Consider the following 22323-nt stretch of genomic DNA (forward strand, 5'->3'; position numbering starts at 1 on the left):
CTTTACGCACCTGCCTTTCCGTCGGCGAAATCCGGTGCGACAGGGGCCGCTCCGTAGACCGTCTCCAAAGCCGCGGCCGCGCGCAGCATGTTCGCGTCCTTGAACGGAGGCGCGATGAGCTGCACGCCCACGGGCAGGTGCGTATCAGCGCCCAGGCCCACGGGCACCGACATGCCGCCGTTGCCCGCGATGTTGATGGAGATGGTGAACATGTCGGAGAGGTACATCTCCGTGGGGTCGCCGATCTCGCCGAACTTGAAGGCCGTGCGCGGGGCGACGGGCGACAAAATCACATCCACCTTCTCGTAGGCGGCGGCGTAATCGCGCGTGATGAGGGTGCGCACCTGCTGGGCCGGATAGTAGTACTTCTCGTACACGCCGGCAGACAACAGGTAGCTGCCGAGCATGATGCGGCGACGCGCCTCGGCACCGAAGCCCTCATGACGGCTGGCCTCGTACTGGCTGCCGAGGTCCTTGTGACCCGGGTCGCAATAGCCGTAGCGCACCGAGTCGAAACGGGCGAGGTTGCTGAAGGCCTCACAGGGGCCGAGCACGTAGTAGGCGCTCATAGCTGCCTGGGCATGGGGAAGATCAACTTCCACCAGCTCCGCGCCCATCTTCTCCAGCGCGGCGGCGGCCTCTTCCACCTTCGCGCGCACCTCGGAGGTAAGGCCCTGGGCGTTCATGAAGGCGGGCACGATGCCGATCTTCATGCCGGCCACACCCTCGGCGAGGTTCGCCGTGAAGTCCACATCGCTCGGCTGGCTCGTGCAGTCCAGCTCGTCGCGACCGGCCAGCGCGTTCAGCGCAAGGGCCGCATCCTCCACCGAGCGGGCGAAGGGGCCCACCTGGTCAAGCGAACTGCCGAAGGCCACCACGCCATAGCGGGACACCACGCCGTAGGTGGGCTTCACGGCCACCAAGCCGCAGAAGGCGCCGGGCTGGCGGATGGAGCCGCCGGTGTCGGAGCCGAGCGTCACAGGCACGAGCCCCGCCGCCACGGCCGCCGCGCTGCCGCCGGACGAGCCGCCGGGCACGCGCTCGATATCCCACGGGTTGCGCGTGGGGCCGAAGGCCGAGGTCTCGGTAGAAGAGCCGAAGGCGAACTCGTCCATGTTCAGCTTGCCGATGGGCAGAGCGCCCGCACGCAGCGTGTTCTCAACGCAGGTGGCGGTATAGGGCGAGACATAGTTGCGCAGCATATTCGACGAGCAGGTGGTGTGGGTGCCCGTGAGGTTCATGTTGTCCTTGTAGCCCACCGGCACACCGGCAAGCGGGCCCATCTCGGCCAAGCGCCCCTCGGCGATGGCTTTATCGATGCGGGCCGCGGCGTCTGCCGCCAGCTCCTCGGTGGTTTCCAAAAACGAGTGCACCACCTCGTCGGCAGCGGCGATGCGCTCAAAGGTGCCGCGGGCCACTTCGGCGGCCGAGAACTCCTTGGCGGCGAGACCGGCCTGGATCTCGCGGATGGACATCTCTCCGAAAGCGCGAACCATTAGCGGTCACCCCCCTCGCCCAAGATGGACGGGATAAGGAAGCTGCCGTCCTCCTGCTTCGGCGCGTTGGAAAGCGCCACCTCCTGAGTGAAGCTGCCGCGAACCGCATCGTCGCGCATCACGTTGGACAGATCGCCGATGGGATGGAACGTGGGCTCCACGCCCTCAAGATCGAACTCCGTGATGGGCGCGAGGCTGTCGATAATGGCGTTGAGGTCGGCGGTCATGGCGACCACCTCCTCGGCGGTGAGTCCGATGCGCGCGTATTCGGCGATGCCCCGCACGTCGGCCTCGGAAAGATGCTGCGTCATAGACACGGGCTCCTTCGAAAGATTCAGTAAGTTAACTGCCCCATGATAGCAAAAAGGCGCGCCCGTCAGACCTATTCGGCCCTCTCTCTGACGGAAAAGCACGATAGCGGTGCAAATCCCGCATGCCGCAGCGCCTTCTCGGCTTCCAAATGCGCGAAAAGAACGATAGCGGTGCGCCGTTCGCTCATTCTGGCTTAGCCGTCGCTCTTTCGTGCACCGATACCGTCGTTTAAGTGCAATTTGAGCCGAAAAAACGCGCCACCTCCCTCCACGATGCACCACTATCGTCGTTTTGATGCAGTAACCTCGAATTCCGTGCGCAAGCCGTCGTTTTGACGCCCCTAAAGTCCACGGGCTGCGGCGGCTTTCGAGAGCGATTCCGCGGTGATGGGCTCGCCGGTCGGCACGTAGACGGCCAAGCAGGGGAAGCTTGGTTTGTCGGACATGAGCGCGCCGGGCGCCAGGCCAAACGATTGCTCGAGGGACGCCAACTGGTGACGCACGTTGGCCTTGGTCATGCCCGCGCGGCGCAACGGCGACACGACACCGCAATCTTCCAGAGACTTGTAGCCGGGCCGACGCGCCGGGTCGTCGGTGGCGTTGGTGCCGTCGACGAGCACCGTATAGCCGTCAGCCGCAGCAGCCTCGCGAATGGTATCGAAGATGAAGCGCTTGCAGAGCCGGCAGCGGTCCTCCGGATTGGCGCAGATGGCGCCCTCGGCGAGCACGTCGGCCTCGATGATGGTGAGCGGCATCTCGAGCGCATCGGCCACGCGTCGGGCATCGCGCAATTCGAAATCGGGTTGGAAGGCGGTCTTCACCAGATAGGCATGAGCGTCGTTGCCGGCGAGTTTGGCGGCCGCCAGCAGCAGCGACGAGTCGCACCCGCCGGAAAACGCCACGGCGAACTTCGGCTCGCGGGACAGATACATCTCCAACGGCTCGACAGCCAAACGCTGTCCCGGACCCACGTCCTCGGTGTCTTCGGCGATAAATGTCTCGAAGTCTTCCATAGTCGTTAGCGCAACGTGATGCCTTCGGGAAGCTCGATGTCGCGCCAGTCCTCGCGCTCGTCATCGTCTTCCTCTTCCACCACCTCAACCGGCTCTTCCACGATGGGCTGGCCAAAGGCCTCCTGAAAGGCGTCGAAGCTGAAGCGCGGCACAGCGAAGACGATGTTCGGAACAGCACCGGGATGCTGGGAAATCCAGGTTTTGATGAGCTCGATCACCTGGGCGACGGGGTAGCCGTTGCGCCCGCAGCCGAAGGCGCCCATGATGAGCGTCTCGATGCCATTGGCCGCGGCGATGCGGAAGATGGTCTCCAGGCGATCGGCCAAAGCCTTGTCGCACTCGCGCTCGGAGCGATGGTTTTCCAGGGCGAAGGCGCGAATGGGCTCGGCGATGGCGAGCACGTCGGCGCGGCGCGTGTCACCCCCACGGGAGAACAGCACGTCGGGCACATAGAGCGCGCGGTCGGTAAACAGCGAGCCGCGGCGGTAATCGCGGTTCTTATCGTAGAAGTCGCGCTTGTGAGCGCAGAGCACCGGATACAGGTTGCTCTCGGAGCAGAGAATCTGCTCGGGGCCGAAGGCGCCGTCCTCGTAGGCGCCGCCGGGACGCGTGAAGGCGGCCGGGTCCACGATCATCGTCTTGCCTGCAGCATCGCGGTAGAGCGCCTCGGGGGCAAAGGACGTCACGACCTCGGTGGTCGTCTCGGCGGCGGGTCCTGCGGCACCTGCGGCCTCTTCAGCCCCTTCAGCTTCCGCAGCCTCGGCAGCCTCTTCGACAAGCTCGGCCTCTTCGCGGGCTTCCTCGTTGCCAGCCTGGGCGCCGTCGGCGTCAGCCTGGGCAGCTTCCGCCGCCGCCTTCGCAGCCTCGGCCTCAGCGCCCCAAAGCAGCGCGCGGCCCTCCCCCTCCTCGTAGATGCGCGCGTTTTCGATAGCCTCGTCGGTCTCCTTGCCGAACGCGGCCTTCATCAGTCCCGTATGGCGCACCGCCTCGCGACGACGCTCCTCGCGCTGCTCCCCTCGATTCGGACGCCTATCGTTGAAACCCGCCATGCCGCACTCCTTCCGTTCGAATGTTCCGCTCGCCATAATAATGCAACTCCGCAAAATAAGGGCCCGATTTTGTCACGAGATTGCGATTGTGCGAGCTTGCACGGCGGCGCATCGCCGCGCATTCGCCCTCTCGCAAGCAAATTGGACGCGAAAATGCGTTTGTGCGAGTTTTTTAGAAGCGCCGGCCATCCGACACGAACTCCGCAACTCGCACAAACGCATTTTCATGTCAAAAAAGCCGATGATTTGTCTCTAAACCTCAAGTAGACGCAGGGCAACCAAACGGCCGCAAAGAACGCCGGCGACGCAGCAGATAAGACTCGCAGCGGCATAGGCGCCGCCGAGCAGCCACGCGCCTTTTTCGAACAAGCCGAGCGTTTCTAACGAGAAGGTGGAAAACGTGGTAAAGCCGCCGCACAGGCCCGTCTTCAGAAATAGCACCGCATTGGGCGACAGCAGGCCGGGGCGCGCGTCAACGGCGCCGACCACGAGCCCGATAACAAACGACCCCAATACGTTCACCACGAACGTCGCCACAGGAAACGCGCTCTCGGGCACCGCAAAGCTCGCCCCGTATCGAAGCACCGCCCCCACAAATCCTCCAGCCCCAACGCACAACGCGCTCAGCATGGCCCTTCCCCATCTTCTCCTCGAAGGACACGATTACCCCGCATGCACCACCTAAGGGCGATGGCGAAGGTGCCGGCAGCGGGAATGAGCATCACAAGCCACATGGTGCTGTAGGCGGCACCGAGACCGCCCAATGTCGGCGCGAGCGCCTCAGCCACCGCACCGCCCACAACAGGACCGACAAGCATGCCCAAATCGAGTCCCGTGAACATGGTATTCGAGGCAGCGCCGCGGCGCGGCACGTCCACCGAAGCGAGACCCATCGACTGCAACAGCGGCGCGCAGCAGCCGAAACCGGCCGAGCCGATAACGGCCGCCAGCAGAAAGCCCGGCAAGTTATGGGCCTGAGACAGCGCCCCATAGGACGCCGCGAAACAGAGGATGCCGAAAACAATCACTTTCGGCGCTCCGACGCGATCGGCCAAACCGCCGAGCACCGGGCGCGTCACCACCAGGCACAACGCATACACCACGAAGAACAGCCCCATGTCCGCAACACCCCGCTCGTAGCCGTAAAGCACCACATAGGACGTCATGCAGGAAAACGATACGGCGATGAGCATGAGCGCGAAGGCCTTGCCCGCCGCTTCGCGCGCGAACATGCGGGAAAGCTTCAGCTGATAGGGCAGCCGCTCGTGATAGGGCTCGCGAATGGCAAAGATGCCACCCATGGCCACCACCAGCAACGCCGCGGCCAGAAAGTACGCCGCAGAGAAACCCACCGCGTCGATCAGATAGAGCCCCGTTGCGGGCCCGATTACCTGGGCGAAAGACTGGGCCAACGCGTAGATGCTGATGCCGCTGGCGAACTTAGAAGCCGGCAGATACTCGGATACGAGCGACATGGCCAAAGGCCCGCTGCACCCGATACCGACGCCATGGAAAAGTCGGATGGCGACGAGCACGCCGAGCGAATCAACGAACCCGTAGGCGAAAAACGACAGGCAGATGACCGCCTGCGAGGCCAGAAGCATCCGCTTGCGCGAGAAGCTGTCGAAGGCGGGGCCGGCGAAGGGACGAACGAGAATAGACGAGAGCGTAAACGAGCTCACCACCACGCCCACCATGGCCGCCGTCGCCCCAAGCGAATCGGCGAATACCGGCAACGTCGCATTGGCCATGAACGCCGCCGTCGACTGAAAGAAGTTCACCGCCATAAGAAAGACGAAAGGCGCGCTCCAAATGGAATCGCGCCCCTTCCGTTGTTCAGTTTCAACCCGCATCGCTTCTCGAACGCAGCGTCTTACACGTTGAACTTGAAGTGCATGACGTCGCCGTCCTGGACGACGTAGTCCTTGCCCTCCTGGCGGAGCTTGCCGGCATCGCGGCAGCCCTTCTCGCCGCCGAGGGCGACGTAGTCCTCGAAGGAGGCCGTCTCGGCCTTGATGAAGCCGCGCTCGAAGTCGGTGTGGATGACGCCGGCGGCCTGGGGGGCCTTGGCGCCCACGGGAATGGTCCAGGCGCGGGTCTCGGTCTCGCCGCTCGTGAAGTAGCTCTGCAGGCCCAAAAGCGCGTAGGCCTCGCGGATGAGGCGGGCCAGGCCACTGTCAGTTAGACCGAGGGCCTCCATGTACTCTTTGGCCTCGTCGGGATCCATCTCGGCCAGCTCGGCGATATCGGCCTCTACCTTCGCGGAGATGGGCACCGGGGTGCAGCCATCGATCTCGGGCAGCTCGGCATCCACAGCGTCCTCGTCCACGTTCGCGATGTAGAGCATCGGCTTCATGGTCAGCAGATGCAGCTCGTAGATGGCCGCCACCTCGTCGTCGGAAAGTCCCAGGGTGCGGGCGCGATGGCCCTCGTTCAGGCCTGCGAGCACCTTCTTCGCAGCCTCCAGCTTCGCCACGCCGGCCTTGTCGCGCTTGGCCTCTTTCTCGAGACGCGGGATGGCCTTCTCCACGGTGGCGATATCGGCCAAGATGAGCTCGGTCTTGATGGTGTCCACGTCAGATGCCGGGTCCACTTTGCCGGCCACATGGGTCACATCCGGGTCGCCGAAGAAGCGCACCACCTCGGCGATGGCGTCGGTCTCGCGGATGTTGGCGAGGAACTGGTTGCCGAGGCCCTCGCCCTGGGAGGCGCCGGCCACCAGGCCCGCGATGTCCACGAACTCCACCGTGGCGGGCACGATCTTCGCCGGATGGTCGATCTCGGCCAGAGCCGCCAGGCGGTCATCGGGAACCGGCACGATGCCGACATTGGGCTCGATGGTGGCAAAGGGATAGTTGGCGGCCAGGCCGCCCTTGTTGGTCATCGCCGTGAACAACGTGGACTTGCCCACATTGGGCAGTCCCACGATACCGATTGAGAGAGCCATTCAAATTCCTAACCTGAAGCCAATTTCGCAGTCGAACCATTATAAGACTTAATTACCAGATTCACAGGTTCGCCCAAGGAAGACAGCGAGGGTCCGACAGGCACCTGCAATTGCCCCGCCTTTCGCCCAAGCGTACTCAGGTACGCGCCGAGGCGAAAACGAGGGGCAAGGACAGGTGCCTGTCGGACCCGCAGCATCGAGCGGTCCGCCCGTCCCGAAGGGCGGGCGGACCAAAAGCTTACATGCTGAAGAAGCCGAACTGCGCGGCGACGTAGGCCACGAGAATCACGATCACGAGCACGGGAGCAATGTACTTGATCATGATGGTCCAGGCGCCGGCGGCCGAGAACTTCGAGGAGACGCGCACCTCGTCGATGATGGTCTTGGGCTTCACGATCCAGCCGACGAAGATGCAGGTGAGCAACGCCACGATGGGCATCATCACCGAGTTGGAGATGAAGTCAGCGAAGTCGAGCATCGACGTTCCCGCGCCAAGCGGCTCGATGAACGCCAGACCGTTGTAGCCGGCGTTGACGAGGGAACCCACGATGACCACGAAAGCGATGACGATGCCGAGCGCCTTGGCGCGCGTGCACTTCAGGCCGTCCTGCACGATGGACACGAGCGTCTCAGTGAGCGAGATGGCGCTCGTGAGCGCGGCGAACAGCACAAGCAGGAAGAACACGAAGCCGATGACGGCAGCCATGCCCTCCATGTCGACGAACACGCTGGGCAGCGTGATGAACATGAGCGAGGGGCCGGCGCTGCCCGCCACCGCCTCGCCCGAGCCCATGGCCACGAAGGCGGCGGGCACGATCATGAGGCCGGCGAGGAACGACACGCCAATGTCGAAGCCGCCGATGCGCACCACCGAGGAGGTGAGGCTGTCCTGCTTGCGCATGTAGGAGCCGTAAGTGATCATGATGCCCATAGCCAGCGACAAGCTGTAGAACATCTGGCCCAACGCACTGATGACCAGCTCGGGCGAGAACTTGCTGAAGTCCGGCGTGAGATAGTACAGCGCACCGTCGATGGCGCCGGGCATGGTCAGCGTGTAGATGGCGATGGCGATGGCCATCACAATGAGCGCGGGCATCATGACGAGGTTCGCCTTCTCGATGCCGCCCTTAACGCCCAGGCCCACGACCACGAACACGAGAACCATGAACACGAGCATCCAGATATAGCTCTCCACGTTGGAGGTGATGAACCCGGTGAAGAACTCGCCGCCGTCGGCCAAAGCCTCGGGGCCGGCGCCCAGGTAAGACACCATGTACTTCGTCACCCAGCCGCCGATGATGCAGTAATAGGGCGTGATGATGAAGGGAACCGCCGAAGCGAGCACGCCGATGAACGTGTACTTCTTGCCGAAGCTGGAAAACGCGCCGATGGCGGACTGGCCGGTCTTGCGGCCGAGTGCCGTCTCAAGCAGAAGCAGCGATACGCCGAAGGTGAACACCAACACCAGATAAGTGATGAGGAAGGTGCCGCCGCCGTACTTCGCCGCCAGATAGGGGAAGCGCCACATATTGCCCAGGCCCACGGCCGAGGCTGCGGCAGCCAGAATAAAGGCCCACTTGCCGGACCAGGAGGCTCTTTTCTCCATACTAGAACCCTTTCTTTCCCATTTCCGAGGCGCCCCCGCGCCTCTGCCCAAGTACAAGGAACGGGCGGCTGCATCGCGCTCGCGGTGCAGCCGCCCGTCGAAACTGTGTGATTATATCGTGAAACCTGCCGCTCGACCCTGCTTTTTTGGGAAAAGGTGTCGAGAGGCTTCCGGAGCGAGGATGCGGGGCGCCCTGATTCGCTCAGACAGTCCTCGCTTTGCGAAACAGCCCACTGGGCTGTTTCGGTCGCTGCGGAACTCGCTCGGTCAGAGCACCCCGCATCCTCGCTCGACTCAACCTCGGCTGATGCGCGGCGCGCAGCGCTACTCGAACAGCTCGGCGGCGCGCTCGAGCTCGCTCACGATGGCGATGTGCTGGGGGCATACGCTCTCGCAGGCACCGCACTGGATGCAGGCGCTCGCCTTGCCGTCGCCGGTGTTCCAGTTGTAGTTCTCGCTCGCGCGGTAGGCATCGCCCATCTGGTCGTAGATGTTGAGCGACTGCATGATGGTGTTGATGCGCACGCCCTCGGGGCAGCCCTTCATGCAGTAGCGGCAGTCGGTGCAGGGCACGCCGGGCAGCGCCGCCAGCGCCGCGCGGGCCGCGTCGATCACCTCGTACTCCCCTTCCGTCAACGGCACGCCGTCGCGCATGATGGCGGCGTTTTCGGCCACCATCTCGGGCGTGTTCATGCCGGAGAGCACCGCGATCACGTTCGGTAGCGACCCGGCAAAGCGCAGCGCCCATGAGGCAATGGGCGCGCCGGGCTCGGCCGCGCGCAGAATATCGGCCACCGTATCGGGCAGCTTCACGAGCGTGCCGCCCTTCACCGGCTCCATGATGACCACGGGAAGGCCGCGTTCCTGGCACACCTCGAAGCAGCGGCGCGACTGGATGATGTCGCTCTCCCAGTCGACGTAGTTGACCTGCAGCTGCACGAAATCCACCTCGGGGTGCGCATCGAGCACCTTCTCCAATTCCTCGGCGTTGTCGTGGATGGAGAAGCCGAACTTCTTGATCTTGCCCTCGGCCTTCTTCTCGGCGCAGAACTCCCACAGGCCGTACTCCTCGAAGCCGGGCGTGAGGCTCTCCCCCAAGTTGTGCAGCAGATAGTAGTCGAAGTAGTCGACGCCGCACTCCTCAAGGGAGATGTCGAACATGGCCCGGGCCTCCTCGGCGTTCTTGGCAAGCCAAGCCGGCAGCTTCGTGGCAATCGTGAACGATTCGCGCGGATAGCGCTCCACCAGGGCTTTCTTCAGAGCCCACTCCGAGCGGCAGCCGTGATAGCCGCGGGCGGAGTCGAAGTAGGTGAAGCCGGCATCCATGAAGATGTCCACCAGCTCGCAGCACTTGTCGATGTCGATGGACGTCGGATCGTCCGAATTGGTCAACGGCAACCTCATGAAGCCGAACCCGAGCGGTGCCAGTTTTTCGGCAGTTTCCATCAGAACCCCCTAGTTTGTGCGCGTGCGCAAATTATCAATGGGGTCATCATAGCAGGTTGGGAATCAGTAGGCTACCGACCAGAAGATAAGGCCCTGGGCGGGAGCGTTTTCCCCGGCGGCCTGGCGATCGCGCGCCGCGAGCACCTCGGCGACCCAATCGGAGGTGCGCTGGCCGCGGCCCACCATGACAAGGGTGCCCACGATAGTGCGCACCATGGAATGCAAGAAGGCGTTGCCCCGCACCGTGATGACGCGATGGGGCTCGCCGAGAATCTCCTCGGAGGCGATGGAAATCTCGCTTACGTTGCGGCACGTGGGCTTGCCGACGGCCGAGGCCGCCATGCAGAAGCTCTTGAAGTCATGCTCGCCGATGAGGTGCGCCGCGCCCCGCTCCATGGCGGCGATATCCAAATCGGGCCCCACGTACCAGGCGGCATGGCTGGTGAACACCGGCGGCGTATCGCCCGTGGCCAGATAGTACTTGTACTCGCGCCACTGGGCATCGAAACGGGCAGAGAACCCGCGCGGCCGCTCGTCCACCGAACGCACCACGATACCCTCGTGGGTAAGCGCGTTCAGCGAGCGGCGCAGGTTGTACAAGCTACGCCCGCGCAGCTCAGCTTCGTCGATATCGAAGGAGACCACCTGGCCGCGAGCATGCACGCCGGCATCGGTTCGGCCGGCACAAACCACATCCACCGAACGCCGGAACAGAAGCTCGAGCGCTTGCTCCAATTCCCCTTGCACCGTCAGCTGCCCCGGCTGCTTCGCAAACCCCGCGAAAGGCGCCCCATCATAGGCCACCGTGCACGAGAGCGTCCGCTCCCGCTCGCACTCCGCCGCCCGCTGCTCCAATGTCGGTCGCGAGATGTCCATTAGGCAATCATGGCCTCGGGGCCGAACAGGTCGCGGATCTCGGATTTCAGCACCGACGACTGGGCGTCCACCGATACCGGCAGTTCGGCGCGGAAGCGGCGCCCGTCAGCCTGCTGCACGAGCAGCACCACGCCGTCGCGGCCGGGGTAGGACTGCAGGATGCGGTTGAGGCGCGCCGAGCGGTTCTGGTCGAAGGAGCGCGAGGGCACCCGCAGCTCCAGGTGGCTCGGGCGCGCGTCCGCATCGGTTAGCTCCAGCGCCTCCAGCTCGAAAGCCATGATCTGGTTGCCGCGGTCGCCGCTCTCGAACTTGCCCTTGATCTTCGCGATGACGTCCTCCTGGATGACCTCGGCGAAGTCGTCGTACTTGAAGCAGATGCACTCGATGGAGCCCGTCGTGTCCTCCAGGGTGAACGTGGCCATCTTCGTGCCGCGCTTCGTGAGCTTCGTCGCCACATTCGAGATCATGCCCACGAACACCGCGCTCTTGATCTCCTTGGTCTGCTCGGAGAGCATGCCCATGTCGTAGCGGGACAGGCGGCGCAGCGTGCCCTCATAGGGAGCCAACGGGTGCTCGCTTACGTAGATCTTCATGATCTCCTTCTCGTAGGCGAGCTTGGTGCGCTTGTCCCATTCCACGCCATCAGGGGCGGGCACGTCCTCCTGGAAGCCGGAGTCGGCGTCATCGGCGAACATGTCGAACATCGACACCTGGCCGGCGTCGCGGTCCTTCTGGCGCTTGGCCGCGCCCTCAAGCAGCGGCGTCTCCTCCACGAAGTACATGAGCTGCTTGCGGGTGTAGCCGGTAGAGTCGAAGGCGCCGCCCTTGATGAGGGCCTCGAGCGTCTTGCGGTTGTAGCACTTTGCGTCGAGCCGGTTCACGAAATCGTGCAGCGACGTAAAGGGGCCGCCTCGCTCACGCTCGGCGATGATCTCGTCGGCGACGTTCTTGCCCACGCCGCGCACGCCCACCAGACCGAAGCGGATGCCGCCCTCGACCGGCGTGAACTCGGCACGGGAGGCGTTGATGTCGGGCGGCAGCACCGGCGTGCCGTTCTTGTTGCAGCTGGCAATGTAGCGGATGAGGCGGTCGGTGTTGCCCATGTAGCTGGTGAGCACGGCGGCCATGAAGTCGTTCGGGTAGTGCGCCTTCAGGTAGGCCGTGCGCATCACCAGGATGGCGTAGGCCGCCGAGTGCGATTTGTTGAAGGCGTACTTCGCGAACTTCTCGGCGTCGTTCCAAATCTGCTGGGCCACCTCCAGGGGATAGCCGTTCTCAACGGCGCCCGCGTCCCAGTCGGCCTGCAGCTGACGCATGATGTCGAGCTTCTTCTTGCCCATGGCCTTGCGCAGCTTGTCGGACTTGCCGGCGGAAAAGCCGCTCATGGCCATGGAGATCTGCATGATCTGCTCTTGGTAGACCATGGTGCCGTGGGTCTCCTCCAGAATGGGGCGCAGACGGTCGTCGTAGTAGTGCACGGCCGCCGGGTTCTTCGCGGCAGCCACGTAGTCGTCCACCATGCCGGACTCCAACGGACCGGGGCGGTTCAGGGCGATGGAGGCCACGACGTCGGAGAACTGCTTGGGGGGAAGGCGCTTGAACAGGCTCACATACAGCGCGCCCTCCACCTGGAACAGGCCGTCCATATTGCCGGACTGCATAAGCTTGAAGGAGAGCTCGTCGTCGATGGGAATCTCCTCGGGGAGGATCTTCACGCCGGTGCGCTCCTCAACGTTGCGGCAGGCGATGGAGAGCACGTCCAGGGTGCGCAGACCCAGAAAGTCCATCTTGAGCAGTCCCAAGTCCGGGGTGTAGTGGCCGTCGTACTGGGTGATGATGCCGCCGCCTTTGGTGTCGCGCTTCATGGGCACGTGATCGCTCATAGGGTCGCGGCAGATGATAGTGGCGCAGGCATGGACGCCCTCGCCGCGCACGTGGCCCTCGATGGACTTCGCCGCATCAATAACGCGCTTGACGTCCTCTTCGGTATCGTAGGCCTTCTTCAGGTCGGGGTTCGTCTCCAGGGCCTTGTCGATGGTGATGCCCAGCTCGTCGCCGATCATCTTGCAGATGCGGTCGCCCACGCCATAGGGGTAATCAAGCACGCGGGCCGAGTCGCGCACGGCGTTTTTGGCCTGCAGCGTGCCGAAGGTGATCACCTGGGAGACATGGTCTTCGCCGTAGACGTCCTTGATGTGGTTGATGACCTCTTCGCGGCGACCCTGCTCGAAGTCGACGTCGATATCGGGCATCTCCACGCGCTCGGGCGAGAGGAATCGCTCGAACATGAGGCCGTTGGGAAGCGGGTCCAAATCGGTAATGCCCATGGCATAGGCCACGATGGCGCCAGCGGCCGAGCCACGGCCCGGACCCACGCCGATGCCCTGGTTGCGGGCCCATTCGATGTACTCCTGCACGATGAGGAAGTAGGCCGGGAAGCCCTGTTGGATGATGATGCCCATCTCGTAGTCGGCCTGCTGCTGCACATTCTCGGGCACCGGGTCGCCGTAGCGCTTAACGAGGCCCTCCTGCACGCGCTTGCGGAACCACGACTCCTCGGTCTCGCCCTCGGGCAGGGGGAACTTCGGCAGAATAGGCTCGCGCTCGAGCACCACGTGGCACTTCTCAGCGACTTCCACGGTATTGTCGCAGGCCTCGGGGAAGTCCTTCATGGCCTCGCGCATTTCCTCTTCGGTCTTCATGTAGAACTGGTCGTTCTCGAACTTCATGCGGTTCGTCTGGTTGACCGTGGAACCAGTGCCGATGCACAGCATGATGTCCTGAGCCTCGGCGTCTTCTTTCAGAAGATAGTGGAAGTCGTTGGTGGCGATGGTCTTGAGCCCTGCGGCCTGAGCCACGCGGGTAAGCTCGTGATTCAGCTCGGTCTGGGTGAAGCCGGCATCGGTGCGAATGCCCTGGTTCTGCAGCTCGATGTAGAAGTCGCCCTCATCGAAGCAGCTGGCGAACTTTTTCGCCCACTCTACTGCGTCATCGAAGCGGCGCTCGTCGAGCAGCTTCGGGATAACGCCGGCGATGCAGGCCGACGAGCCGATGATGCCGTGGCCGTACTTCTGCAGCATGGAGAAGGTGGTGCGCGGCTTGTAGTAGAAGTTGTCCACATGGGACTCGCTGACGAGCTTCAGCAGGTTGTGGTAGCCCTCGTTGTTCTTCGCCAGAAGCAGCAGGTGGTACAGCTTCGGCTTCACGTCCTTGCGCAGGGACTCGTCGGGAGTGAAGTACACCTCGCAGCCGAAGATGGGCTTGACGCGCTTGCCCGTCTCCTTCTCGATGGCGTCGCAGGCGTCGGAAAGCTCCACCATGCCGGACATGACGCCGTGGTCGGTAACGGCCACCGCCGGCATATCCAACTCGGCGGCGCGGCGTACCATGTCCTTGATGTGCGTGAGGCCGTCAAGCAGCGAGTATTCCGTATGGTTGTGCAGATGTACGAATGCCATAGGGTGTCCGCCCCTTCAATCGGGTATCGGCGCACGGGTTCGGTTGTGGTGTGATATGCGCGCGTGTCGTGTCATGCTGGGCCGCGGGAGCTCGACCGCCGCGGGCACTGCCCCGCCGCACCGCTTCCCTTCCGGCCGCTCTCAAGTTCCGTCAATTTCTCGGCTGCCATGATACCAGCCCGCCGCCCCGCGGTGTGCGAACAAACGGTGGGTTTTGGATGGAATGCCCTCCGCGCGGCAAATCGCCGAACGCCTCATCTAGCACGCTGATTTGCGGACAAGGCCCTCGAGCGTTTGCGAAAACCACAAATCTTCGTGGTATCATGCCGGCAGAACGCCGCAAGAAACGAGGTACAACATGCCTGAAATTTCCCTCTTCCGAGGCATTCGCGTAACCATGTACTACACCGACAACAATCCTCCGCACTTCCATGCGGAATACGGCGGGTATAAGTGCCTCGTGGACATCGTGTCGGGCTGCGTCCTCAACGGTTCCCTTCCCGCAAGACAACTGAAGCTCATACTCGCTTGGAACGAGCTGCATCGCGATGAACTCATGCAGAACTGGGAGCTCGCAAAGGAGAACCGCGAACTCAACCAAATCACGCCGCTCTAGGAGGCTCTATGCAATCTGGATACTTCCCCACCGTTGTGCAGGCCATTGCGGGGCCGGACAAGACGGTGTATGCATATTTTTCCGATGGCCGCATCACACAGTTTGATATGAAAGAGATCATCGCTAACGGCGGAGTTTTTGAGCGCTTGGCAGACAATTCGTTCTTCGAGACAGCGCTTACCGTCCTCAACGACACTGTCGCGTGGGATGTAAGCGGACACTACGATCCCGCAACCTGCATCGACGTAGACCCATTTGTCGTCTACGAGGCCAAAAGAGTTTCCGATCCACTCGAGGATGCCGCCTAAGCGCCTAGGAGCGCCGCGCTCGCCCGAATTCGCCGATTACCTCGAAAGCTATCAGGCAAAGCGCACGCATCAATAGGGAGCCGCGCCCCTGCACTTCTCGAGATCGAAATACACGAGCGGCGTCCAGTGCTCGAAGAACTACTGGATGCAGCGGCACATTCCCGAGCAGTTCAACCATCGTCTCGAGGGCATCCACAACGGCGGGGAGGCTTCCAACGCCTTCCAGCATATGGCCGAGTATGCGCCGACCGAGCAGGCCCTCATCCGGGAGCAGCTCCTGCGCTACTGCGAGCTCGACACCCTCGCCATGGTCCGCATCTGGGAGAAGCTACGCGAGGCGGCCGAGTAAGGCCGCAACGTTTGTAGATTTTCAGCCATGGACGCACCCGAGGCCTCTAAAGCTCGACCTCGTCGTAATCGAGGCCGTGCGCATCCCGCATCCATTGGAAGAACTCGTCGCAGTCCATGACGGGGACGAGGCCCTGGGGGAAATCATGCTGGCTTCGCGTGATGAGAGCGTCAGCCCTCAGCGCCAGGGCGATCTCGTAGAGGAGGTAGTCCTCCGGATCGCGCCACGAGGCGGCGAGCGTCAGATCGACCTCCCTCTCGCTCGCCGCGAACACGTTTACGAAGGTACGCAAACCTCGTAGCCGCTCCATGGCAGTATCGATCTCGTTCGCTCGCCCTCCGTTGGAGAGAATGTACACAAGATCGGTTACCTGCGACGAGGAGATCCACAACTCGAACTCTCCCACACGGCCGCCGATCATCAGCAACCGCGCCTTCCCGTAATGCGGTTCGCGCTCGTTCAGATAGTCGATGACCACATTGGTGTCGAGAAGCAGCTTGGCCTGGGCCATGTCACACCAGCCCCTTGGCGGCAAGGCGATCGAGCTTGATCTCCGCCTTCGTCATGGTGCCGAAGCGCGTGACGCGCTTGCGAGGGAGACTGTCGACAAAACGTGCCGCCGATGCCCACCGCTCGTCCGCGGACACATCGTCATCTTGCAGAAGAAAGTCGGCGTTCCCCTCCTCAATCAACCGATCGAACAAGAGGTTCACCGCTTGAGAGGCATTCATGCCTCGGCGCTTGAGCACGCGAAGCCCCTGCTGCTTCTTCCGTTCCGGCATCCGTCCCGTCACCATCACATCAGCCACGACAACCTCCCTTCCACGTTGTACAACATTCTAAGTACAACAGTGGAAATGTCAAGGGCAGGAGCCGGGGGAACTCTCTTTCGCCCTGTCGCGTTGCCTCCAAACGACGAGAGGCGCCCGGGTGGGCGCCTCTCGAAACAGGCTCAAAACGTGGGGCTGCGCGTATCACGGCTCCCCTTCTTGGCTAGACTACGCTTTAGGCGGCAGCTCCGCTGACGTGCTTCAGCTGAGCCTCGCACCAGTCGAGCTTCTTCTGGCTGGTCATGAGCGCCGCCTGGTCCTGCGGGTCGTTCTTCTGCTCGAACTCCGCGATGGCCTTCTTGCACTCTTCGGCCTCGGCGCGCACGGCCTCGGCGTCGATGTCCTCGACGGCCACGCCGAAACGGGCCAGCACCGTCACCTTGTCGTCGAGCACGGAGGTGGCACCGCCCATCACGAGGAACTCGCGCTTCTCGTTCTCATCGATGGTCAGCGTCACCAGGCCGCCCTCGCGGTTCAGCGACACCGTCAGCTCATGCCCGGGCAGCACGCCGAAATAGCCGTCGGTGCCCGGGATGTTGGCGTAGGTGATCTCGCCCTGGAACAGGGCCTTATCGGGAAGAGCCACGACACAGCCCATGGAGGCCATTAGTTACCTTCCTTCTGCATGGCATCGTAGGCCTCGTACACCTGCTCGATGGCGCCCTTGTTCACGAAGCACTGCTCGGGAATGTGGTCGCACTTGCCATCGAGAATCTCCTTGAAGGAGCGCACGGTGTCCTCGACCTTGACGTACACGCCGGGCAGGCCCGTGAAGACCTCGGCCACGTGGAACGGCTGGCCCAGGAACTTCTGCACCTTACGGGCGCGGTTCACGGTCAGCTTCTGGTCCTCGGAAAGCTCGTCCATGCCCAGAATGGCGATGATGTCCTGCAGGTCCTTGTACTGCTGCAGGATCTGCTGCACGCCCATGGCCACGTCGTAGTGCTCCTGGCCGACGATCTCGGGATCGAGAGCGCGGGAGGTGGACTCCAGCGGGTCCACGGCCGGGTAGATGCCGAGCTCGGCGATGGAGCGGGACAGAACGGTCTTCGCGTCCAAGTGGGTGAACGTCGTGGCCGGGGCCGGGTCGGTCAGGTCGTCGGCGGGCACGTAGACGGCCTGCACCGACGTAATGGAGCCGGTCTGCGTGGAGCAGATGCGCTCCTGCAAGTCGCCCATCTCGGTAGCCAGCGTCGGCTGGTAGCCTACGGCGGAGGGCATACGGCCGAGAAGCGCGGACACCTCGGAACCCGCCTGGGTGAAACGGAAGATGTTGTCGATGAACAGCAGCACGTCCTGGCCCTGATCGCGGAAGTACTCCGCCTCGGTGAGTCCCGCCAGACCCACGCGCAGACGCGCTCCGGGAGGCTCATTCATCTGGCCGTAGACCAAGCAGGTCTTCTCGATAACGCCGGAGTCGGTCATCTCGAGATAGAGGTCGGTACCCTCGCGGGTACGCTCGCCTACGCCGGTGAACACGGAGGTACCACCATGCTCCTGGGCCAGGTTGTTGATGAGCTCCTGGATGCAGACGGTCTTGCCGACGCCAGCGCCGCCGAACAGACCGGTCTTGCCGCCCTTAACGTAGGGCTCGATAAGGTCGACGACCTTGATGCCGGTCTCGAAGGTCTCGGTGGTGGTGACCAGCGTGTCGAACGGCGGGGCCGGATGATGGATCGGGCGCCACTCGACGTCTTCGGGCATGGGCTTGCCGTCAACGGGCTCGCCCAGCACGTTCCAGATGCGGCCGAGGGTCTCTTTGCCCACGGGCATCATGATCGGAGCGCCCGTGTCCTGGGCCTCCAGGCCGCGCACCATGCCGTCGGTGGACGTCATAGCGACGGTGCGGACGATGTCACCGGGGAGGTGCGTCTGCACCTCGAGCACGGTCGACACTTCGCCCGAAGGGGTTTGTGCCTTCACGGTAAGGGCGTTGTAGATGGCCGGCATGGCGTCTGCCGGGAACTCCACATCCACAACGGCGCCGACGATTCGGACGATGCGTCCGGTGGCGCCTCCCTTGGCCGCTTCAGTAGAAGTGTTATCAGCCATTTAATCCTCCAAAGCTGCGGCACCGCCGACGATCTCGGTGATCTCCGTGGTAATAGCGCCCTGGCGCACCGTGTTGTAAATGCGCTCCAGGGTGGAGACCATCTCGTTCGCGTTGTCGGTAGCCGATTTCATCGCGTTGCGGCGGGCGCCTTGTTCGCCCGCTGCGGAATCGAGCATCGCGTAGTAGAACGCGTTGTTCAGGTAGGCGTTCATCATGTAGGACATGACCGACTCCGTGCTCGGCTCGAAGTCGATGTCGCCCGGGACGCTGGAATCGTCGCGCTCGCGGAAGGACTTGAACACGTCCTCCTCCTTGGCCTTAAGACCCAGAAGGTCCGCGTAGGACTCCTCCTTGACCGGCAGCACCTGCTGCTCCACCAAGGTCTGCTCGGCGGCGTTCTTCGCGTGGTTGTACACGATGAACACCTCGTCGAGCGAGCCTTCGGCGTAAGCTTGCATCACGTAGCCGGACAGCTCGGCCGCCTGAGCGAACTCAGGGTCAGCCGAATATCCCGCAAAGGAGAACACCGGCTCGATGCCGCGGTAGGTGAAGTACCCGATGGCCTTCTTGCCACAGGCAGCCACCTCCACCTCGGCACCTTCGCGCTGCTTCTCCTTCGAGAGCTTCTCCACATAGCGAAGCACGTTGGTGTTGAAGCCGCCGGCAAGACCGCGGTCGGAGGTGACGGCTACGATGAGCACCCGCTTCACCTCGTCGTGGACCTGCAGCAGCGGCTCATTGTCCAGATGAGCGTACTTGGCCGTGCTGATGAGCATGTCTGAGATGGCGACCGCCCAAGGAAGCGCGCTTTCGACGCGCTCCGAAGCACGGCGAATCTTGGCAGCGGCGACCATTTCCATGGTGCGCGTAATCTGCTTCGTCGAGGAGACGGATTTGATTCGCCGTTCGATGTCATGTAGGTTGGGCATGGTCTACCTACCTTACGCTGCGGCGTCGAAGGACTGCTTGAAGGCGGCGATGGCCTCCTTCAGAGCGGCCTTGGTCTCGTCGGACAGCTTCTTCTCCGTGTTGATCGTCTCGATGATCTCCGGCTTGGAGGCGCGAAGCGAGGCGAGCATCTCGGTGCGGAAACGGACGACGCTGGTCAGCGGCAGATCGTCGAGGAAGCCCTCGTTGCCTGCGAAGATGGCGATAACCTGCTCGGCCACGGGCATCGGGTTGTAGCGGCCCTGCTTGAGCAGCTCGGTCATGTGGGAGCCGCGGGTCAGCTGGTCCTGGGTCGCCTTGTCCAAATCGCTTCCGAACTGGGTGAACGCCTGCAACTCGCGGTAGGACGCCAGATCCAGACGCAGGGAGCCGGCCACCTGCTTCATGGCCTTGATCTGCGCGGAGCCGCCGACTCGGGACACGGAAATGCCCACGTCGACAGCCGGGCGCTGGCCCTGGAAGAACAGGTCGGTCTGCAGGAAGATCTGACCGTCGGTGATGGAGATCACGTTGGTCGGAATGTAGGCAGACACGTCGCCGGCCTGGGTCTCGATGATCGGCAGAGCCGTCATGGAGCCGCCGCCGTTCTCGTCGGACATCTTGACCGCGCGCTCCAGCAGGCGGGAATGCAGGTAGAACACGTCGCCGGGGTAGGCCTCGCGTCCCGGAGGACGACGCAGGGTCAGCGACATCTGGCGGTAGGCCACGGCCTGCTTGGACAGGTCATCGTAGACGATGAGCACGGCACGGCCGCGGTTCTCGGCGGAGGCGGGCTGGCCATCCTCGCCGTTGTAGACGAAGTACTCGCCCATAGCGGCACCGGCCATCGGGGCGATGTACTGCAGCGGAGCGGAGTCGGACGCGGTAGCGGCCACGATGATGGTGTTCTTCATGGCGCCGTGGCGCTCGAGGGTCTCCACCACGCCGGCAACCGTAGAGGCCTTCTGACCGATCGCAACATAGATGCAGATCATGTCAGTGTCCTTCTGGTTGATGATCGCGTCGATGGCGATGGCGGTCTTACCGGTCTGGCGGTCGCCAATGATAAGCTCGCGCTGGCCACGTCCGATCGGCACCATGGAGTCGATGGCCAGAATACCGGTCTGCATCGGCTCGTTAACGGGCTGACGGGAGATAACGCCGGGAGCCTTGAACTCCACCGGGCGCGTGCCCTCGGCCTTGATGGGGCCCTTGCCGTCAATCGGCTGGCCCAGGGGGTTCACGACGCGGCCGAGCATAGCCTTGCCCGCGGGAACCTCGACGATACGACCAGTCGTGCGAACCTGGTCATTTTCCTTGATTGCGGTGACGTCACCCAGAAGCACGGCGCCGACCTCGTCCTCTTCGAGGTTCTGGGCCAGACCATACACGGTCTTGCCGCCCTCTCCGATGAACTCGAGCAGCTCGCCGGCCATGGCATCGCGAAGGCCGTCAACGCGCGCAATGCCGTCGCCGACCTGGATGACCGTGCCCACTTCGCGAGACTCGACGCTGACGTTCAGCTGCTCCAGCTGCTTCTTCAGCGCCTCGTCGATGGACTGTGCGGTGATTTCAGTCACTAGCATTCACCTCCATCTGTTGTGTCCTTGAGGACGTTGCGGGCGCGATTGAGCTGCGAGATCATGCTCGCGTCAATGTAGTTGCCGTCAACATCCATGATGATGCCGCCCAAGATGGACTTGTCGATGCGCTCGCGCAGCACCGCTTTACGTCCCAAGTCGGCCTCGGCTTTTTCCGTAATGAGTTGGCGCAGTCCGTCGTCGAGCGGCACGGCCGTGGTCACATCAACCACGCAAATGCCCAGCTTGTCGCCCAGAAGCTCGCGATAGGCATCGTAGACCCGCGGCAGCAGGTCGGCCTGGCCGCGCTCGGCCATGACCGCGAGCACCTCGCGCAGCGCCAGGTGGCAGTCGGCAAAGGTGCCTTCCACCAGCTCCTTGCGCTGGGCGGGGGTGAAGTCCGGGTTCGACAGGCTCATGGTGAGCTGCAGATCGGCGCGCATGAGGCGAATGATCTCGCCCATTTGCTCGCGCACCTCAAGCACAGCTTCCTGACCGCCGGCGGTATTGGCGGCATCGAAGAGCACCGATGCGTAAACCGCGACTTCCTCTTTCACGACGAGACGATTAGTTGCCATTGAAACTACCCGCCTCTTTGACGTAGCGCTCGATGATGGCGCGGTGCTCACCCTCGGTGAGATCCTCGCCAATCAGGCGCGCGGCCACATCGACCGAGGTGTCGGCCACGGTGGCCTGCAGCTCAGCGACGGCCTGCTTCTTCTCGGCCTCGATGGCGGCCTTCGCCTTCGCGATCATGTCGGCGGCCTCGGACTGGGCCTGGGCCGTGATGTCGGCCTTGACGGCCTCGCCCACCGAGCGGGCGTCGGCGACGATCTGCGCGGACTGGGCCTTGGCCTCGGCCAGCTGCTTCTGGTACTCGGCAAGCACGCGCTCGCTCTCGATCTGAGCCTCCTCAGACTTCTTCAGGGCCTCGCGGATGGTGTTCTCGCGCTTCTCGAGCATGCCGGCAAACATGGGCCAGCCGAACTTCGCGAGGATGATCCAGAGGATGATGAAGGCGATGAGCATGGGGATGAACTCCGCCATGTCCGGGAGAATGGCGGAGATGCCGCCCTCCTCCTCCGCTTCAGCAGCGAACGCGAGCGCCGGGAAAGCAGCGTTGAGTGCCAGGGCGCCGAAGGCGGCCTTTGCAGCTACTTTGTTCGCTCTTGTCTTCACGTGCATTCCTCCTTCCAGCCTTTTGCGGCTATTACAACCGGTTAAAGACTAGAACTAGAGGATGAAGGCGAGAACGAAGCCGATGAGGGCCAGGGCCTCGGCCAGAGCGGCACCGATGATGAAGTTCGTGAACAGACGGCCACCCACTTCAGGCTGACGGGCGGTGCCCACGCAGCAGCCGTAGCAGGCGATGCCGATGCCGAGGCCGGGGCCGATGGTGGCCAGGCCATAGCCGACGAGCTTCAGCGCAGCAATGACGAATACAGTTTCCACAGTTTC

Annotated in this window: 23 protein-coding genes; 3 read left to right on the top strand and 20 right to left on the bottom strand. The window is 63.1% G+C overall.

The features are described from left to right. Positions 1-2: 2 nt before the first annotated feature. The 11 genes from gatA to dnaE form a co-directional block, all read right to left on the bottom strand. Positions 3-1496, bottom strand: coding sequence for an Asp-tRNA(Asn)/Glu-tRNA(Gln) amidotransferase subunit GatA (gatA, locus tag VJ923_RS08640; protein WP_326440555.1), 1494 nt, complete (start codon positions 1494-1496; stop codon positions 3-5). Then, a complete protein-coding gene (gene gatC / locus VJ923_RS08645; protein ID WP_326440557.1) occupies positions 1496-1807 on the bottom strand; it encodes an Asp-tRNA(Asn)/Glu-tRNA(Gln) amidotransferase subunit GatC in 312 nt (103 codons plus the stop codon). The genes gatA and gatC overlap by 1 nt, the downstream gene beginning before the upstream one ends. Positions 1808-2148: 341 nt before the next feature. After that, positions 2149-2820 carry an asparagine synthase-related protein gene (locus VJ923_RS08650; RefSeq protein WP_326440559.1) on the bottom strand — a complete coding sequence of 224 codons (672 nt, stop codon included), beginning with the start codon at positions 2818-2820 and terminating at the stop codon, positions 2149-2151. Positions 2821-2825: 5 nt separating this feature from the next. Then, positions 2826-3869 (bottom strand): TIGR02452 family protein, encoded by a 1044-nt coding sequence (locus VJ923_RS08655; RefSeq protein ID WP_326440561.1) that lies wholly within the window; start codon positions 3867-3869, stop codon positions 2826-2828. Positions 3870-4121: 252 nt separating this feature from the next. Beyond that, the gene (gene crcB, locus VJ923_RS08660; protein ID WP_326440563.1) at positions 4122-4499 is read right to left on the bottom strand and encodes a fluoride efflux transporter CrcB; all 378 of its coding nucleotides are present in this window, start codon (positions 4497-4499) and stop codon (positions 4122-4124) included. Then, on the bottom strand, positions 4493-5722 hold the full coding sequence (locus VJ923_RS08665) for an MFS transporter (RefSeq protein WP_326440565.1): 1230 nt from the start codon (positions 5720-5722) through the stop codon (positions 4493-4495). Before VJ923_RS08665 ends, crcB begins: the two co-directional genes overlap by 7 nt. A 20-nt stretch (positions 5723-5742) precedes the next feature. Then, positions 5743-6816, bottom strand: a complete 1074-nt coding sequence (gene ychF, locus VJ923_RS08670; protein WP_326440567.1) for a redox-regulated ATPase YchF — start codon at positions 6814-6816, stop codon at positions 5743-5745. Between the two features lie 238 nt (positions 6817-7054). Then, complete coding sequence (locus VJ923_RS08675) at positions 7055-8422, bottom strand: sodium-dependent transporter (RefSeq protein WP_326440569.1); 1368 nt, start codon at positions 8420-8422, stop codon at positions 7055-7057. Between the two features lie 324 nt (positions 8423-8746). Beyond that, on the bottom strand, positions 8747-9868 hold the full coding sequence (locus tag VJ923_RS08680) for an aldo/keto reductase (protein WP_326440571.1): 1122 nt from the start codon (positions 9866-9868) through the stop codon (positions 8747-8749). Between the two features lie 63 nt (positions 9869-9931). Next, positions 9932-10744 carry a tRNA pseudouridine(38-40) synthase TruA gene (gene truA, locus VJ923_RS08685; protein WP_326440573.1) on the bottom strand — a complete coding sequence of 271 codons (813 nt, stop codon included), beginning with the start codon at positions 10742-10744 and terminating at the stop codon, positions 9932-9934. After that, positions 10744-14202, bottom strand: a complete 3459-nt coding sequence (dnaE, locus tag VJ923_RS08690; protein ID WP_326440575.1) for a DNA polymerase III subunit alpha — start codon at positions 14200-14202, stop codon at positions 10744-10746. Before dnaE ends, truA begins: the two co-directional genes overlap by 1 nt. 358 nt (positions 14203-14560) lie before the next feature. Here dnaE and VJ923_RS08695 point away from each other — a divergent pair, with 358 nt between their 5' ends. The 3 genes from VJ923_RS08695 (at position 14561) to VJ923_RS08705 (ending at position 15475) form a co-directional block, all read left to right on the top strand. Next, positions 14561-14818, top strand: coding sequence for a DUF4160 domain-containing protein (locus VJ923_RS08695; RefSeq protein WP_326440577.1), 258 nt, complete (start codon positions 14561-14563; stop codon positions 14816-14818). A gap of 8 nt (positions 14819-14826) precedes the next feature. Continuing rightward, the gene (locus VJ923_RS08700) at positions 14827-15126 is read left to right on the top strand and encodes a DUF2442 domain-containing protein (RefSeq protein ID WP_326440579.1); all 300 of its coding nucleotides are present in this window, start codon (positions 14827-14829) and stop codon (positions 15124-15126) included. A gap of 145 nt (positions 15127-15271) precedes the next feature. Further along, positions 15272-15475 carry a hypothetical protein gene (locus tag VJ923_RS08705; protein WP_326440580.1) on the top strand — a complete coding sequence of 68 codons (204 nt, stop codon included), beginning with the start codon at positions 15272-15274 and terminating at the stop codon, positions 15473-15475. Positions 15476-15521: 46 nt separating this feature from the next. Here the strand turns inward: VJ923_RS08705 and VJ923_RS08710 are convergent, their stop codons facing one another. From VJ923_RS08710 to atpE, 9 genes are all read right to left on the bottom strand, one after another. Further along, positions 15522-15986: a type II toxin-antitoxin system VapC family toxin gene (locus VJ923_RS08710; RefSeq protein WP_326440582.1), complete on the bottom strand. Its 465-nt coding sequence runs from the start codon at positions 15984-15986 to the stop codon at positions 15522-15524. 1 nt (position 15987) lies between these two features. Next, positions 15988-16284: a RelB/DinJ family addiction module antitoxin gene (locus VJ923_RS08715; protein WP_326440584.1), complete on the bottom strand. Its 297-nt coding sequence runs from the start codon at positions 16282-16284 to the stop codon at positions 15988-15990. A 196-nt stretch (positions 16285-16480) separates the two neighbouring features. Beyond that, on the bottom strand, positions 16481-16912 hold the full coding sequence (atpC, locus tag VJ923_RS08720) for an ATP synthase F1 subunit epsilon (protein WP_326440586.1): 432 nt from the start codon (positions 16910-16912) through the stop codon (positions 16481-16483). After that, positions 16912-18357 carry a F0F1 ATP synthase subunit beta gene (gene atpD / locus VJ923_RS08725; RefSeq protein WP_326440588.1) on the bottom strand — a complete coding sequence of 482 codons (1446 nt, stop codon included), beginning with the start codon at positions 18355-18357 and terminating at the stop codon, positions 16912-16914. The genes atpC and atpD overlap by 1 nt, the downstream gene beginning before the upstream one ends. After that, entirely contained in the window at positions 18358-19287 is a 930-nt protein-coding gene (gene atpG / locus VJ923_RS08730) for an ATP synthase F1 subunit gamma (protein WP_326440590.1), read from the bottom strand. A 12-nt stretch (positions 19288-19299) separates the two neighbouring features. After that, positions 19300-20871 (bottom strand): F0F1 ATP synthase subunit alpha, encoded by a 1572-nt coding sequence (atpA, locus tag VJ923_RS08735; RefSeq protein ID WP_326440592.1) that lies wholly within the window; start codon positions 20869-20871, stop codon positions 19300-19302. After that, complete coding sequence (gene atpH, locus VJ923_RS08740) at positions 20865-21443, bottom strand: ATP synthase F1 subunit delta (RefSeq protein ID WP_326440594.1); 579 nt, start codon at positions 21441-21443, stop codon at positions 20865-20867. The genes atpA and atpH overlap by 7 nt, the downstream gene beginning before the upstream one ends. Further along, on the bottom strand, positions 21433-22044 hold the full coding sequence (gene atpF, locus VJ923_RS08745; protein ID WP_326440596.1) for a F0F1 ATP synthase subunit B: 612 nt from the start codon (positions 22042-22044) through the stop codon (positions 21433-21435). The genes atpH and atpF overlap by 11 nt, the downstream gene beginning before the upstream one ends. Before the next feature lie 54 nt (positions 22045-22098). Then, positions 22099-22317, bottom strand: a complete 219-nt coding sequence (atpE, locus tag VJ923_RS08750) for an ATP synthase F0 subunit C (RefSeq protein ID WP_022739598.1) — start codon at positions 22315-22317, stop codon at positions 22099-22101. Between the last annotated feature and the right edge of the window lie 6 nt (positions 22318-22323).

It is taken from the genome of Adlercreutzia shanghongiae (assembly GCF_035830635.1).
Classification (GTDB): Bacteria; Actinomycetota; Coriobacteriia; order Coriobacteriales; family Eggerthellaceae; genus Adlercreutzia; species Adlercreutzia shanghongiae.